Raw genomic sequence first — 14,456 nt, 5'->3', positions numbered from 1 at the left:
ACCCTTACCAAAACACAATAAATAAGTGCCAAAAGTGGGCAATTTAACGTAACATATGGCGCTTATAAATCAGCGCTTTGTGCACACCCCTTATTGTGAGCGGAATTTAATCCCCGCTATGACACCTAAAGAGATATTAATGATACGTTTAACCGAAATAAAGCTGCCGCTTGACCATGACGAAAATGCCATTGGCCAAGCCATCATCAATAAATTAAATATAAGCCCAGAGCAGCTACACAGCTACAATGTGTTTAAACGCGGTTACGATGCACGTAAAAAAAGCGCCATTTTACTGATTTACACGCTTGATGTTGAAGTGGATAACGAAGCACAACTGTTAACCTCGTTTGAAAAAGACCAACACGTTAAAGTCTCCCCTGACACCAACTACAAATTTGTAGCGCACGCCAATAGCAGTATTAAAGAACGCCCTGTGGTAATTGGCTTTGGCCCTTGTGGCTTATTTGCCGGTTTAGTGTTGGCACAAATGGGCTTTAACCCAATTATTTTAGAGCGCGGTAAAGAAGTGCGTGAGCGCACCAAAGACACCTTTGGCTTTTGGCGTAAAAAAGCCCTTAATACAGAATCAAACGTACAGTTTGGTGAAGGTGGCGCAGGCACGTTCTCAGACGGTAAGCTCTACAGCCAAGTAAAAGACCCTAAACATTATGGTCGTAAAGTCATTACTGAGTTTGTAGAGGCCGGCGCTCCTGAAGAAATTTTATACGTGAGTAAGCCGCATATTGGTACCTTTAAACTGGTAACCATGATTGAAAAAATGCGTGCACGTATTATTGAACTTGGTGGAGAAATTCGTTTTAGCACGCGCGTTGACGATATCCATTTAGACAACGGCCAAGTGACTGGGCTTACGCTTTCTAATGGTGAACAGCTCGAAACTCGCCATGTGATATTAGCGGTTGGCCACAGTGCCCGCGATACGTTTAAAATGATCCACGATAAAGGCATTTATGTTGAAGCTAAACCCTTTTCAGTGGGCTTTAGAATAGAACATAAGCAATCAATGATTGATGAATGCCGCTTTGGCGATAATGCGGGTAACCCTATTTTAGGCTCTGCAGATTACAAATTAGTACACCATTGTAATAACGGCCGTACTGTATATAGCTTTTGTATGTGCCCTGGCGGCACAGTAGTTGCCGCAACATCTGAAGAAGGCCGAGTCGTCACCAATGGCATGAGCCAATATTCACGTAGTGAACGTAATGCTAACAGCGCTATTGTAGTGGGTATTTCGCCAGAAAAAGACTTCCCTGGGCATCCCCTAGCCGGCATTGATTTACAGCGTAAACTAGAAGAGCAAGCCTATGAACTTGGTGGTAAAAACTACGATGCCCCTGCACAGCTTATTGGCGACTTTTTAAAAGGTAAATCATCGGCTAATTTAGGCGATGTACAGCCTTCGTATACGCCGGGCATAAAACTGACTGATTTGAGCAACGTATTACCTCCTTTTGCGATTGAAGCCTTGCGTGAAGCAATTCCTGCTTTTAACAAGCAAATTCGTGGTTTTTCAACTAATGATGGCTTACTCACTGGGGTAGAAACGCGTACTTCATCACCAATAAGTATCAAGCGCGATAAAACCTTCCAAAGTATTAATACTAAAGGGCTTTACCCTGCAGGTGAAGGCGCGGGTTATGCGGGTGGTATTTTATCAGCGGGTATTGATGGTATTAAAGCCGCAGAGGCGGTTGCGTTATCGATGCTAGAAAACGCCTAACTCGATTTAATCGACCTTTATCGAAAAACCTCACAATGTGAGGTTTTTTTGTGCTAAAAATAACCTGTGTTTCCATAAAATAGATAATAACAATGAGTATAAAACGGCTACTTTTAACCTTATGTGTTTGTACAATAACTAACTTACACGCAGCGGCTAACAATACAGAGCTTAAAACTATTAGTGACATTCACAGCGCCTATAAAAATAATAGCACTACAGCTGAACAGCTTACCCGCACTTATATCGACAGAATAAACGCGCTCAATCCTAAATATAATGCAGTAATTAGTATTGAGCCCACTGCAATTGAACAAGCCAAAGAACTCGATGCACTGTTTAAAGCCGGAAAATGGGCAGGCCCTTTACATGGTATTGCGGTATTACTAAAAGATAACATTGAAACAACAGGTACATTACCCACTACAGCGGGCTCATTAGCACTAAAAAATAACATTACCAATAAAGATGCCTTTGTGGTTAAACAATTACGCCAAGCAGGCGCTATTATTTTAGGCAAAGCGAACTTAAGTGAATGGGCTAATTTTCGCTCATCGTATTCGTCATCTGGTTGGAGTGCAATAGGTGGGCAAACCCATAACGCCCATGATGTAACGCGTAATCCGTGTGGCTCAAGTTCGGGCTCTGCTGTCGCGGTTGCTTTAAATTTTGCACCTATTGCGCTGGGCACTGAAACCGACGGCTCAATTACCTGCCCTGCATCTGTTAATGGGGTGTACGCCATAAAACCCAGTATGGGACAAGTTTCGCGCGCAGGCGTGGTGCCACTTTCTAGTAGCCAAGATTCGGTAGGCCCAATGGCACATTCTTTAAAAGATGCACTCGCAGTATTGTCTGTCATTCAAGGGGAAGACCCTAATGATGTATCAACACTCAACGTAAATAGAAAGCTTGATAGTATAGCGCCTAAGCCGTCACTGAGGATAGGCGCTTTACCTGCCAGTAAGTTTACTGTGGAAACACAAAAACTTTACGCTAAACAGCTACAAGCATTAAAAGACGCAGGTCATACCGTTGTCAATGTTGAAGTAAAAGATGATTTAAGCACACTTTACGTTGATGAATACGCCATCTTGCTTTACGACTTTAAAGCCGAAATTAATCACTATTTAAGCCAAACACCAACGCAAGTAACGGTAAAAAGCTTAGACGATTTAATCGCATTCAATACCGCAAATAAACAGCAAGAAATGCTCTACTTTGAGCAAGATATTTTACAGCAAGCTAACGCGGTTGATTTGAGTGAGAAACAACAATATCAAAAAACCAAGGCGCGTTATCGCGCACTAGCAAACCGCGCTATTAGCAATTTATACCGCAATAATAAGCTCGATATTGTGATTGCACCCACCGTTTCGCCCGCCTGGAAAACCGATTTAATTAACGGTGATAACTTTAAAGGCAGTAGTAGTTCATTGCCTGCCATTGCAGGAACAACCCATATCACTTTGCCAGTAGGTAAAGTAAGCCACTTACCGGTTGGGCTGTCGGTTATTGCTAATCAAAATGCTGAAGCGGCTGCTTATGCGTACGCTGCTATTATCGATAATGTATTAGGCATAAAAAAACCTGAGTAAACTCAGGTTTTTTTAATGGCTTAGCTATCTTACTTTTTAAGTGATAGCTTTTCGCCTTTTAAGCTTTTACGTACATTAGAAATACGCGAACGGTTCTTCGCTCTCGCTTCACCGGTAGCTTGGCCTGATGGCTTATTAGCACGGGTGCGGCGTAAATGCGCTGGCTTTTTACCAATTTTATCAATCAGTACTTCACGATTACTTACTTCGTAACCTTCTAAGTAAACACGTTTAATTTTTTGACCAATTAAGGTTTCAATTTCAAACAATATGTTTTCTTCTTCGCGGCTAACAAACGAAATTGCTTGTCCTTGGTTACCAGCACGGCCTGTACGGCCAATGCGGTGTACGTAATCTTCAGCAAGCCAAGGTAAATCAATATTAATAACGCGCGGTAAACCGTCAATATCAATACCACGTGCTGCAACTTCTGTTGCAACTAGAACGCGTACTTTGCCTTCTTTGAATTCACGTAACGCACGACGACGGTTACCCTGCGATTTATCACCATGACACACTGCCGCTGGGATACCGTCTAGGTTAAGCTCAGTGACTAGCTCATCTGCGGTTTCTTTCATGTTTACAAACACCAGCACTTGCTGCCAGTTTTTCTTACCAATTAGCTCAGAAAGTAACTCTTGCTTACGGCGCTCTTCTACCGGGTAAACCACGTGTTGTACTGTGCTTGCGGTGCTGTTAGTTTGATCAACACGCACAATTTCAGGTTGCTTTAGCACTTTAGAGGCAAATTGTTTAATTGCTGCTGGGAAAGTTGCTGAAAACAATAAGATTTGACGCTCATCAGCACAGCTTTTTATCACGCTTTGCATGTCATTAATAAAGCCCATATCGAGCATACGGTCAGCTTCATCAAGTACTAAGTGTTTTACTTGGGCAAGGCTTAAGTTACCTAAACGAATATGATCAAGTAAACGCCCTGGTGTTGCTACTACAATATCCACACCTTCTTTGAGTGCAATTTCTTGTCCTGCGGTATTAACACCACCAAATAAACTCACTACTTTTAGCGAAGTGTACTTAGCAAAGTCTTTAAAGTTATTCGCTATTTGCTCTGCAAGCTCACGCGTAGGTGCAAGGATTAAGGCGCTTGGCGCATTCGTAGTACTGCTATCTGACTCAAATAACTTTTGGATAATAGGGAGTGCAAAGGCAGCGGTTTTACCTGTGCCGGTTTGAGCACTCGCTAAAACGTCTTTACCTTTACGAACAGCCGGAATAGCTGCGCGCTGAATGGGCGTAAGGGTGTGGTAATTAAGTTCGTCTAACGCCTGAATAAGTTCAGGGGCAAAACTAAAAGATTTAAAATTCATTGCTGTATAACCTGCGGCCACATTATCAAGGGTCGCAAATTATACAGTAAAATCGCTTAAACAGTTAGTTTTAAACACCAGAAACCACTAATTTATAAAATGCGGGGTAATTAGCTATTATTAGACGCTGTTTGAGTTAGCTAAATGATTTTAACTCGCAATATTAATCCTCGCTTATTCACTTCTTTATTGCGATTTTATAAACTTTACACCGTTCTTTTACATTGTGTTACATAACCATTTGCATTTAAATAAAAAAAGCAGGTACACTTTCCCGCCCATTTTGTGGGGTGAATATAAATTAAAGGAAATTAATAATGATAAAAAGATGTTTAACTGCTGCGGTATTAGTAAGCGCGTTTGTTTCAATGCCGTCACAAGCAAAAAGTGGCATCAACCCATGGCAACAATGTGGTATTGGCGCGATGGTTTTCCCAGATAATGGCGTTGCTGCAGCAATTTCTAATATTATTTGGGATTTAGGCACAACTGCAGTGTCTTCTAACATCTCTTCAGTAGAAAGTTGTGAAGGCGCTAACGTAAAAACAGCGCAGTTTATTCAACAAACTTTTCCTGTATTAGAACAAGAAATAGCACAGGGTGAAGGCGAGTATATCGCTGCAATGCTTAACGTACGTGGTTGTGATGTAACTGCACATCAACAAATTATCACTTCGGTACGTAACGATTACGCAAACGCGCCAATAGACAATGCACAAGCATTTTATGAATTAGTTGAAGGTAAAATTACAACTAACTTTTCATCTCAATGCGCTGCAATCTAATAATTAAAGGGCTTAACAGCCCTTTTTTTTGGTTAAACAATGAAACCTCTATTTTATTTAATTAGTGCTTTTTTATTCATCTCTTTCTCAAGCTCTGCCACGCAATCTATCTCTGTTTTAGCCAAACACCCAATATGGTTGAAATTAGGGCATTACAAAAACCAACCAGCTACCATCAGTTATATTACTAACGCATCATTTTTTATTGCAGATAACGGACGTACTGATCCGGCTGCCGAATTAAAAGCAACAATCCATGCTTTTAATAACCTGCCCTCAATGCCATGTCGCTACCCTGCTCGTTACCAATGGCTCAAAGAGCAAGGTTTAACCTTTTCAATGCCAGCTGCAGAGTGCCCAAAATTAAAGCAATGGCGAGAGCAACAAGCAATTCACTCTGTTAGTTTAGTATTTGCATCTGGTTATATGAGTAATCCCGCATCATTATATGGTCATTTATTACTTAAACTTAATCGCTCGACCGAATCAAAAAACAAATTATTAGATTACAGTATTAACTATGGCGCACACGTTCCAGATAATGAAAACGGCTTGGTGTATATTCTCAAGGGCTTGTTTGGTGGTTATAAAGCCGGTTTTTCAGATCAATTGTTTTATCGCCACCAGCACAACTATGGTGAAATAGAATTAAGAGATTTATGGGAATATACCCTCAATCTAAACGAGCGCGATGTGGTTTTTATTGCTAATCACTTATGGGAAATTTTAGGCACTGAATTTGATTATTACTTTGTCGATGAAAACTGTGCATTTCATCTTGCGCAAATTATTGAACTTGTTATTGGCGATCAACTAACCAGCGAAGGCGCTCCTTGGGTAATACCAGCCACTATTTTTTCAAGATTAAACACGGCCACTTACCAAGGCCAATCGGCGGTTAAAAAGATCACATTTACCCCCTCGCGCGACACTGTATTTGCCAAGCACGTTCAATCTTTAAGTGAAAAAGAGCTCAACTTTGCTAAACAAATCTTTGCTGAATCAGCAGTACTTAAAAGCAAATCTTTTTTAGCTTTGCCAGTACAGTCTCAAAAAGCCATTATTGGGGCTTTATTTGAACTCGTACAAGTAAAACAAATTCAAAAGCAAACCCCAGTAAAAATAAGTGAGTTAAAAAATGCACTGATTAAAGCGCGCTTAAAGCTGCCAATGGGCGAAAACAAAGTAAAATTTCAATTTACCCAACAGCCACCACATCAAGGGCAAAAGCCCTCTAATAGCTCAGTTTCTGCGGTGCACACGGCTGAGCAAACACAGTACACTTTGGGGTTTAGGTTGAGTTATTTTGATACCCTTGCCTCTGATATTGCCCGCATTCCATTTTCTAATTTAGAAATGTTAGAAACCGAGCTGATGTTTACTGATGGCGAAACTTACATAAACAAAGTTCATTTATTAGATTTGGAGTCATTCAATCCAAACCAATTATCTTGGGCTAATGAATCTAAGTGGTCGTGGAAAATTAATGTTGGATTCGACAGACAACCAGCACTGTGCAGAATCTGTAAACGTAGCTTTGTTATGGGGGGAGCCGGACAAGCTTGGCAATTTAGCAACAACACCTTAGCCTATAGCTTAATTAATGGTTATTTAGGTGATTTAGCTAAAAACAGCCACTTTTATGATTCGTCGGTAGAAGTGGGGATTATTACTGGTACTGACTCAGGTATTAAACTTAAAGCATCCTATGAAAAGTCATTCTTAAATGCCAAAAACCCTGCGCAAACCAAACTAGAACTGGCAGTGCCTTTAAGCCAAGATATTGATATTAGATTAGCGGTCACTCGCGCTAATTCAGCTATGTGGCAGCTTAAACTCAACTACTATTGGCAGTGACATAAAAAAGCAGCCTCTGTGTATACAGTAGGCTGCTTTGAAAATTTAGTATTTAATAAATAGTCTAACAGTTTAAGATAAAATCAAAACCTTACTAATATCCACACACTGCGCTCGACTACCGACAAAATCTTGCTCATTAAGCTGATTAATTAGGGTTTCACCTTGTTGCTGTTGCTCATCGCTAAGCGGCACATAAGGCATTCTAAACACAGGGTTTACCGCGCCTGTCATGATCATCGCGGTGTTAATGGCAATTGGGTTTGGCTCGCAAAACAGCCAGTTCATTAATGGTTGTAATGAATTATTTAGCGCATCATTTTTGCTATCCATTAATTGACGGAACAAACCCGGGATCAGGTTAGACGTAACTGAAATAACGCCATGTGCTTTATGAGTATGGCGTGCATCGTGTGCTTCGTCATCATTACCAGACCAACACGCAATACCCTGTCGTTCATAGTGCGCTATACGCTCATTGCCACCACATTCTTTAACACCAATAAAGTGCTCATGCTGGGCCAGTGGTTCAATAATATCAGGGGTGAGGTCTTGACCTGTGCGCCCTGCTACGTTGTAAATAAACGCCGGACCAATATCAAGCACACGTTTAAAGTGCTCTTTAACACCGGCAATTGATGTGCGCCCGTAGTAAGGGTTAATTTGTAATGAGGCATGCATGCCGCTGGCAAAACCATATTTTGTTGCTTTAATTGCTTCGCGCGTATTATTACTGCCGGTGTTACCTACAATCAGTAATTGCTCACCAAATTTATTGGCACTGTGCGCAATTAGCATTAAGTGCTCTTCCCAGTTCATTAACTGGCCTTCACCGGTGGTGCCACCAACAACTATGCCGTCAACACCCGCTGCAATTTGTATTTCAACGAGTTCATCATACTTTGCAAGATCGATCTCACCATTGGCTAAGTAAGGTGTTTTAATTGCAGTAATAAGGCTTGCTTGTTTAATTTGTTCTAGGGTGCGCATAAAAAAATCATTGTTATTAATACTTGCCCTATTTGTACCATATTTACCGCGCTATTTGCAGTGATAGCCAGTATTTAATTATAAAATGGCTTGTGTTATTGAGTTTGATGATACAAAATAAATAACTGTATAAATAAACAGTATTTTGTTTTTTACTATTAAGCGAGCCACTATGCGTTTATCTGACTATTTAAGCACTCACTTTTATCACACTGATGAGTTATGCCAAGCACTCAACATAGACACTGAAACTCTTGAAAATTGGCAAGCACAGAGCATTTTCCCTAAACCCAGTTATTGCATTAAAAATCAAATGAGCTGCAGCTCTTATTCAGGGTTATATGAATGTGAAGAATACGACGATTATTATCCCCGTGGCTGCGTAAATTGGGGGCAAGGATTAGTTAAGCAAAAAATTGAGTCATCTAACCAAGCTTTTAATTTGTTTGCTCAGCACTATACCCAGAGCTTGGCTAAGCTTGCACAGCAAGGCTTTATATTTAACGAAGAATTGTTTGGCTGTGAAATAGAAGAGCATTTACAGCAAGTGTGGCAACAGTTTTTATGCAGCAAATATGGCGTGCTCACCCAAAATGGCCTAATTGATGAAATTGTGGCTGTGGATATTGGCAGATTATTAGTAGACGATATAACCGAACTGCGCAGCAAAGCCAGTTTAGATAAAGATGAGCGCACCCGTATTCACCCTGCCATGAAGCTTTTAAATAAAGCCCTCAGCCATGGCGCCGATCACGAAAAGCAACTCACATTACGTAGCCGCTATATTGATGCTCTTATTTTAAAATACGATTTATCGATTAAGTAAAGGGTCGTGTTTGGCTGAGGAGTTTAGCTATGTATGGATTGTTGGTTTTATTAAACAATGCCAACACTGTGCTTTGCGGCTTATTTTTAGTGCAACGAGACAAACAGTCCGACAACTACGCCTTGTTAATTGCAGATTTACGATTTAGATATGATTTCATTAACCGCATGAGATACATCATCTTTTATTACTGACTCTTCAATAATTGGTATTACCCATGAGACACCAAGCATTTCTAAAGAAAAGCGCCAATCTTTCCATAATTTTCCTTCAATGGTATCAAGACTATCAAGTCCAAATCTTGAAGATGCCCCCCACTGAGCAATTGAAGGCAGCTTAGGATCAACACTTTGCGCACCTAAAATAAACGGACGCTCCATATCTTCTAGCATAATTGCAAAATAATACTCTACTTTTTCAGTCTTATTTAGAAATCTCGAGATAATTACCATTTTTTACCAAACTGAGCTGTCATATAAAAGGATTGAAAGTTTTTTCTAAAATTATAGAAATGTTAATATGGCACTCATCTTGAAAAAAGTTGATAATTTGACTTTATTTTCAATAAATTAAATAACTATAGAAGCTGTAATTATATAAATATACATTGATTCCAACACTAAACTATTTGTAAGGCTGAAGCTTCAACAACTGACATTAGCGCGAAATTGATTGTTCTGTTAGACAATGCGTTTACAAAAATGAGCAGCCTCGGGACATTTCAGGAGAAACGGAGCAAGGCCACTTGAATTTTCAGGCACCCATAACAGCCTAAATTCTCTTTGTGTTGCATAAAGATCAGGCGGTTTTACGAAACCAATACGACCTGGAGGCGACTCCATGCCGGTATAGCTTCGATCTTTGTAAATGACCTTACCTGCAGCAGCTTCTTTTATCTTTTTTGATTTTTCCAAGGATTCAGAAATTAAAACAAAAAAGTCCTTCGGGTTTGTAACTTCTACGCAGTATCGACCAAACGTTTCGCTTAATTTTTCAGGAGAAAATTCTGTAGTTGTGCACAATACATAAGCATCTGGAAGTATGGTTTTCATTGTATTGTTACTTAAGGTTATGTTACTACAACCGGGGCCAATATAAACCCCACTTCTTCGGGCTACCTCAACAAAGCCCGGATCATTACTACCTCCTACAGCATAACCAGAATTGTAGGTTTCATAGGCCTCTTCAGGATCTCCTTGCTCAGGATCTTCGTATGCCCTGCAAGCCACTAACGTGCTTAACCAAACTTCGCCACGCGCAAGGGCATCAGCTTGCCACTCTTCTTGAAAAAAACGATAGATAGATTGATTGTGCTCACCAAACAACAAAAGTGTATTGGCTGTTCGTTCAATTAATCCATGCTGTTCTAATCCCCTACGCTCTTTTTTTAACCTACTTTTTCTTCCCACGACAATTATCCTTTCGCCTAATCATTTTTTTAAGACTTTTGTCGGTTTATAAACCGTCAAATGTCCCTATATTCCTTTGTGTTTATATTAATCATCAAAAAATATTTGTAAACAATTAGTTAGCTTTTAACCTGCTTATGGCCGTGTAAAGTTACATAAAAAGGGTGTGCTCAGTAATATCAGAAAAACTACTACTACCAATGCAAACAGTATTTCTTATTTAAGATGGCTATTATGAAACAGTCTTTATAAACATCTTTGGGTTTAAGAAAGCAGCTGCAAGAAGTGATATTTGGAAATGACATTTAAAAAGGGAGCTGTAAGTTACAGCTCCTGCTTTGCTATTAACTGAGTGTCATTTAACCAATGGTTTTATATACATCAATATTGGTAGAGGTAATAAATGCACCTACTGCATCACCAAACGCTTTAAAGTGGGGCGCGTTTTTATGGGCTTCAAAATGCTCATTAGACGCCCATTGCTCACTCACTAAATAGGTGGTTTGCTCAGCCTCACTTTTAATTGATAGCTCGTAACGCAGGCAGCCTACTTCTTGGCGCGAAGACTGTTGTAAGTTTTCGAGCTCGGTTAATAGACGCTCTGCATCGCTATTTTCACTCGATAGTGTAGCAATTACCGTTAACATGGGTGTTCCTTGTTTCAAAAATAAAGGTGCAGCTCAACTGCACCTGTTTTGGTTCTGGCTTTTTGGTTATTGATCCCACTGTGGTGCAAAGTCAGGCGTTGCTTGGCGGTCGTTGCAATCAAGGCCATCAATTCGCGCTATATCTTCATCATCAAGTTTTACCTTGTCGTTAAAGTTATCTTCTAAGTTTTTACGCTTGGTCGATGATGGAATTGTGGTCATGCCGTTCGCATTTTCCCATGCAATAACCACTTGCGCTGGCGTTGCATCGTGTTTATTAGCAATATCTATAATGGTTTGATCGTTTAACACTTTACCAACCACAAACGGCATATAGGCTGTTACATGTATGTCATGTTGAGCACAAAAGGCGCGCAGTTTGGTATTGGTTAAATAGGGATGCACTTCTACTTGGTTAGTAAATATTTCACGCGAGTCTAACGTTTGCATCGCTTCTTTTAAGTTCGCAATAGTGAAGTTTGATACACCTATATGTTTGGTTAACCCTAACTTTTTAGCTTTTAGTAGCTCAGTCAGGTATTCGCTCATAGGCTCATTGTTTGATGGTGCAGGCCAGTGAACTAGCAATAAATCAACCGAGTCAACTTGTAACTTTTCTAATGATTTTTCTACACTTGCGATAAAGTCGTTTTTATTGAGTTTATTGTTCCATACTTTGGTAGTAATAAATAACTCATCTCTGGGAATATTACTGTCTTTAATGGCTTGGCCAACTTGCTCTTCGTTACCATAAATTTGCGCGGTATCAATATGACGAAATCCTACTTCTAACGCCATTTTTACAGATTCATAAGCAGTTTTACCTTCTAAACGAAAAGTACCCATACCTAAGTCTGGCATTTCAATTACACGTTGTGTCATAGCTTTATCCTTATTAAATAATTGGTTTAAAATTCAAACGTCGTGTTTACTAAATACACCGATTACTTTTTGATTTAAAATTTCGACCTCATGAAAATACTGAGGTCATTCATTTTTATTTCAAGACTAACCTACATAAGTTTCGCTTTATTTAGCCTGAACATTTTGTTTATCTAGCCTGCCACTGTACCGGGTGACTATTAAAGCCAGCAATGAAACAACGGCGCCAATCCATGCGGTATCTTTTAGTTCCATGTGCTCTACTACAAGGCCCCCCGTAATAGAACCCAATGCTATGCCAATGTTAAATGCTGCTATATTTAATCCAGATGCAACATCGACTGCGTTAGGAGTATGTTGCTGAGCTTGCTTAACAACATAAAGCTGCAAACCAGGTACATTACCAAATGCAAATGCCCCCCAAACTAATATGGTTAATACGGCAGCAACCTTTGACTCCATGGTAAAAGTAAATATCAGTAGAATTACAGTAAGTGCACTAAAAATAATGCTCAGCGCACTGATCGGGCCTCGCTTGTCAGCTAATTTTCCACCCCATATATTACCAACAGCCACTGAGACACCATATACCAGCATAATTATGCCAATTGTTGAAGATGCAAATCCAGTCTGCTGCTCTAAAATGGGGGCCAAGTAAGTAAACGCAGTAAACGTGCCGCCATAGCCTAAAATTGTCATTAAATACACAAGCAGTAATCTAGGTTTAGTAACAACTTGAAGTTGCTCTTTAAAGGTTGCCGGTATTGATTGCTTTAAATTTTTAGGTACTAATACAGCACTTCCAATTAAAGCGATAATACCAAGTGATGACACCACTAAAAATGTAGCGCGCCAACCAAAGTGCTGCCCTATCCAAGTACCTAATGGCACACCCGTTACTAGCGCTACCGTAAGGCCGGTAAACATAATTGCAATGGCGCTAGCCTCTTTATCTTTACTTACTAAGCTTGTCGCTATCATTGAGCCAATAGAGAAAAATACACCGTGAGCAAGTCCAGTTAAAATGCGTGCTATTATTAACGTTTCGTAGCTAGGGGCTTGCCAAGCTAATAAGTTACCCATAACAAATAAGCCCATAAGACTTATAAGTACCACTTTTCGGCTCCAGCGACCCGTTAATGCAGTGAGAACCGGTGCGCCAATAGCTACACCAACCGCATATAAGCTCACTAGTAAGCCTGCTGATGGTAAGCTCACGCCTAAATCGTTTGCAATAGTTGGCACTAAACCCACTATAACAAACTCTGTTGTTCCAATTGCAAATGCGCTTAAGGTAAGCGCCCATAAAGCCAATGGCATAGTTACATCCTCATTTTTAAAATAGATGTACAGTGTGAGTAAAAATGCCTTTGCAATAAATGGCATAAATGGCAAAATACTTTTGTTTATTTTGCAAATATAAATGAGTGAATTTATGCCTGTTCAAGCTAAAACTGAAGATCTAGAAATGTTTATTACCATTGTTGATTGTGGCAGTTTTTCCGGTGCGGCTAGTTTACTTGATTTAAATGTAGCTAAAGTTTCAAGAGCACTATCTCGTCTTGAAAGCAGGCTAAACTGCACATTACTAAACAGAACAACTCGGCGCTTAGAACTGACCGAGGAAGGGCATATATACATAGAATATGCGCGAAAGGCTTTAAACACGCTGCTCTTAGGGGAAGAAACAATAAAGCTACTAAAGCAAGCACCTAGCGGGCACTTGCGTATAGATGCAGCAAGCCCTTTTGTTTTGCATCAACTAGCGCCACTAGTTAATGAGTTTAAAAAGCAATACCCGCAAATCACGCTCGATATTACCTCACACGACAATATTATTGATTTACTTGAGCGCAAAACAGATTTAGCTATTCGCATTGGAGACTTAAAAGATTCAAACCTGCATGCGAGAAAATTAGGCCAAAGTAAATTAAAATTGGTCGCAAGCACTGATTATTTAAAAAATGCGCCACCGTTACAGCAAGTTTCAGATCTTAAAAACCATAACCTAATTGGTTTCAGTGAACCCAATACTCTTAATCAATGGCCCTTGAAGCATGAGCAATCGCTGCACTTTGATTTAAGGGCTAGCAGCGGCGAAACCATTAGGCATTTATGTATTGCTGATCAAGGCATAGCACTTCTCTCACAATTTATGATTGCAGAAGATTTAGCCAAAAAACGATTAATAGAAGTTTTACCTCACAGCGTAAGTAGCCCAAATAATCGAGAATCTATTTATGGCGTTTATTACAAAAATGAGGCGGTTTCTTCCCGTATCGTTGCATTTTTAGATTTTATACAACCGCGACTAAGTTTATAAATCACTTTTAAATTGAGTTTAAAGAGCAACTTAATGAAATAATTTACATTATTGACGGTTT

General features: G+C 39.8%; 13 protein-coding genes. 6 read left to right on the top strand and 7 right to left on the bottom strand.

Features of this window, described 5'->3' with window-relative positions; genetic code table 11:
* The first annotated feature begins 139 nt into the window (after nucleotides 1–139).
* Together PISS_RS18075 and PISS_RS18070 are read left to right on the top strand one after the other, a co-directional pair.
* Entirely contained in the window at nucleotides 140–1,747 is a 1,608-nt protein-coding gene (locus PISS_RS18075) for an NAD(P)/FAD-dependent oxidoreductase (protein ID WP_013463219.1), read from the top strand.
* 92 nt (nucleotides 1,748–1,839) lie between these two features.
* Nucleotides 1,840–3,345, top strand: a complete 1,506-nt coding sequence (locus PISS_RS18070; RefSeq protein WP_058155984.1) for an amidase family protein — start codon at nucleotides 1,840–1,842, stop codon at nucleotides 3,343–3,345.
* Between the two features lie 29 nt (nucleotides 3,346–3,374).
* Here PISS_RS18070 and PISS_RS18065 read toward each other — a convergent pair whose 3' ends face one another.
* The gene (locus tag PISS_RS18065; protein ID WP_058156118.1) at nucleotides 3,375–4,676 is read right to left on the bottom strand and encodes a DEAD/DEAH box helicase; all 1,302 of its coding nucleotides are present in this window, start codon (nucleotides 4,674–4,676) and stop codon (nucleotides 3,375–3,377) included.
* Between the two features lie 317 nt (nucleotides 4,677–4,993).
* Between PISS_RS18065 and PISS_RS18060 the strand changes: the two genes are divergently transcribed.
* Together PISS_RS18060 and PISS_RS18055 are read left to right on the top strand one after the other, a co-directional pair.
* Nucleotides 4,994–5,461, top strand: coding sequence for a DUF3015 family protein (locus tag PISS_RS18060; RefSeq protein WP_008115277.1), 468 nt, complete (start codon nucleotides 4,994–4,996; stop codon nucleotides 5,459–5,461).
* 39 nt (nucleotides 5,462–5,500) lie between these two features.
* On the top strand, nucleotides 5,501–7,318 hold the full coding sequence (locus PISS_RS18055) for an Lnb N-terminal periplasmic domain-containing protein (RefSeq protein WP_058155982.1): 1,818 nt from the start codon (nucleotides 5,501–5,503) through the stop codon (nucleotides 7,316–7,318).
* A 72-nt stretch (nucleotides 7,319–7,390) separates the two neighbouring features.
* Here the strand turns inward: PISS_RS18055 and dapA are convergent, their stop codons facing one another.
* Nucleotides 7,391–8,308: a 4-hydroxy-tetrahydrodipicolinate synthase gene (gene dapA, locus PISS_RS18050; protein ID WP_013463216.1), complete on the bottom strand. Its 918-nt coding sequence runs from the start codon at nucleotides 8,306–8,308 to the stop codon at nucleotides 7,391–7,393.
* A 172-nt stretch (nucleotides 8,309–8,480) separates the two neighbouring features.
* On the opposite strand from dapA, the gene PISS_RS18045 reads away from it, so the two are divergent.
* Nucleotides 8,481–9,134, top strand: a complete 654-nt coding sequence (locus PISS_RS18045) for a DUF6058 family natural product biosynthesis protein (RefSeq protein WP_058155980.1) — start codon at nucleotides 8,481–8,483, stop codon at nucleotides 9,132–9,134.
* Between the two features lie 137 nt (nucleotides 9,135–9,271).
* Here PISS_RS18045 and PISS_RS18040 read toward each other — a convergent pair whose 3' ends face one another.
* The 5 genes from PISS_RS18040 to PISS_RS18020 all read right to left on the bottom strand — a co-directional run bounded on the left by PISS_RS18040 (nucleotide 9,272) and on the right by PISS_RS18020 (nucleotide 13,392).
* Nucleotides 9,272–9,526, bottom strand: a complete 255-nt coding sequence (locus PISS_RS18040; RefSeq protein ID WP_013463214.1) for a hypothetical protein — start codon at nucleotides 9,524–9,526, stop codon at nucleotides 9,272–9,274.
* A 288-nt stretch (nucleotides 9,527–9,814) separates the two neighbouring features.
* Nucleotides 9,815–10,543, bottom strand: coding sequence for a hypothetical protein (locus tag PISS_RS18035; RefSeq protein WP_058155979.1), 729 nt, complete (start codon nucleotides 10,541–10,543; stop codon nucleotides 9,815–9,817).
* Nucleotides 10,544–10,902: 359 nt separating this feature from the next.
* Nucleotides 10,903–11,190: a putative quinol monooxygenase gene (locus PISS_RS18030; protein ID WP_058155977.1), complete on the bottom strand. Its 288-nt coding sequence runs from the start codon at nucleotides 11,188–11,190 to the stop codon at nucleotides 10,903–10,905.
* Between the two features lie 66 nt (nucleotides 11,191–11,256).
* On the bottom strand, nucleotides 11,257–12,072 hold the full coding sequence (dkgB, locus tag PISS_RS18025) for a 2,5-didehydrogluconate reductase DkgB (RefSeq protein WP_013463211.1): 816 nt from the start codon (nucleotides 12,070–12,072) through the stop codon (nucleotides 11,257–11,259).
* Nucleotides 12,073–12,219: 147 nt separating this feature from the next.
* Entirely contained in the window at nucleotides 12,220–13,392 is a 1,173-nt protein-coding gene (locus PISS_RS18020; RefSeq protein WP_024600898.1) for an MFS transporter, read from the bottom strand.
* Nucleotides 13,393–13,507: 115 nt separating this feature from the next.
* On the opposite strand from PISS_RS18020, the gene PISS_RS18015 reads away from it, so the two are divergent.
* Nucleotides 13,508–14,395: a LysR family transcriptional regulator gene (locus tag PISS_RS18015; protein ID WP_041695999.1), complete on the top strand. Its 888-nt coding sequence runs from the start codon at nucleotides 13,508–13,510 to the stop codon at nucleotides 14,393–14,395.
* Nucleotides 14,396–14,456 lie beyond the last annotated feature (61 nt).

The sequence above is a fragment of the Pseudoalteromonas issachenkonii genome (genome assembly GCF_002310795.1).
Taxonomy (GTDB): domain Bacteria; phylum Pseudomonadota; class Gammaproteobacteria; order Enterobacterales; family Alteromonadaceae; genus Pseudoalteromonas; species Pseudoalteromonas tetraodonis.
Note: the sequence above shows the minus strand (reverse complement) of the source record. Positions and strands in the feature narration are given on the sequence as shown.

Bases quoted from the DNA above. Each gene is read 5' to 3' on its own strand.
- PISS_RS18045 (WP_058155980.1), top strand. From the start codon at position 8,481: ATGCGTTTATCTGACTATTTAAGCACTCACTTTTATCACACTGATGAG.
- dkgB (WP_013463211.1), bottom strand. From the start codon at position 12,072: ATGACACAACGTGTAATTGAAATGCCAGACTTAGGTATGGGTACTTTT.
- PISS_RS18070 (WP_058155984.1), top strand. From the start codon at position 1,840: ATGAGTATAAAACGGCTACTTTTAACCTTATGTGTTTGTACAATAACT.
- PISS_RS18060 (WP_008115277.1), top strand. From the start codon at position 4,994: ATGATAAAAAGATGTTTAACTGCTGCGGTATTAGTAAGCGCGTTTGTT.
- PISS_RS18030 (WP_058155977.1), bottom strand. From the start codon at position 11,190: ATGTTAACGGTAATTGCTACACTATCGAGTGAAAATAGCGATGCAGAG.
- PISS_RS18015 (WP_041695999.1), top strand. From the start codon at position 13,508: ATGCCTGTTCAAGCTAAAACTGAAGATCTAGAAATGTTTATTACCATT.
- PISS_RS18075 (WP_013463219.1), top strand. From the start codon at position 140: ATGATACGTTTAACCGAAATAAAGCTGCCGCTTGACCATGACGAAAAT.
- PISS_RS18040 (WP_013463214.1), bottom strand. From the start codon at position 9,526: ATGCTAGAAGATATGGAGCGTCCGTTTATTTTAGGTGCGCAAAGTGTT.
- PISS_RS18065 (WP_058156118.1), bottom strand. From the start codon at position 4,676: ATGAATTTTAAATCTTTTAGTTTTGCCCCTGAACTTATTCAGGCGTTA.
- PISS_RS18020 (WP_024600898.1), bottom strand. From the start codon at position 13,392: ATGCCATTGGCTTTATGGGCGCTTACCTTAAGCGCATTTGCAATTGGA.
- dapA (WP_013463216.1), bottom strand. From the start codon at position 8,308: ATGCGCACCCTAGAACAAATTAAACAAGCAAGCCTTATTACTGCAATT.
- PISS_RS18055 (WP_058155982.1), top strand. From the start codon at position 5,501: ATGAAACCTCTATTTTATTTAATTAGTGCTTTTTTATTCATCTCTTTC.